Origin of the sequence: Vibrio sp. SG41-7 (assembly GCF_014164465.1) — a bacterium.
In the GTDB taxonomy this organism is placed as follows: Bacteria; Pseudomonadota; Gammaproteobacteria; order Enterobacterales; family Vibrionaceae; genus Vibrio; species Vibrio splendidus.
This window is the reverse complement of sequence record NZ_JACJFF010000460.1, coordinates 1-245: the sequence shown is the minus strand read 5'-3', so window position 1 is coordinate 245 and position 245 is coordinate 1. Positions and strand designations below refer to the sequence as shown.

The following is a 245-nucleotide window of genomic DNA, read 5'->3' as shown; positions in this document are numbered from 1 at the left end:
TATTTAGAAAATCAGAGGGTAACTTGTCTGTACCAAGAAAGATGAACCAAGCCGCATGGAATAAAGATTACAGGGAAAAAGTTCTTTTTACATCAGATTAACAAAGTATATTCGCGCCCTTGTACATAGGTGGAGTTGGTCATGGACTATCGTTACGGAAGCCATACGGTTTTTAAAATTCAGTACCATTTTGTATTCGTTACAAAATATCGATATCAGGTTTTGTCTGGTGATGTCGGATTGAA

General features: G+C 36.7%; 1 protein-coding gene. It reads left to right on the top strand.

Annotation, left to right across the window (positions count from 1 at the left end; all coding sequences use genetic code 11):
- Positions 1–141 precede the first annotated feature (141 nt).
- Positions 142–245: transposase (locus H5300_RS27590; protein ID WP_182797415.1), on the top strand; the 104-nt coding region annotated here is incomplete at its 3' end.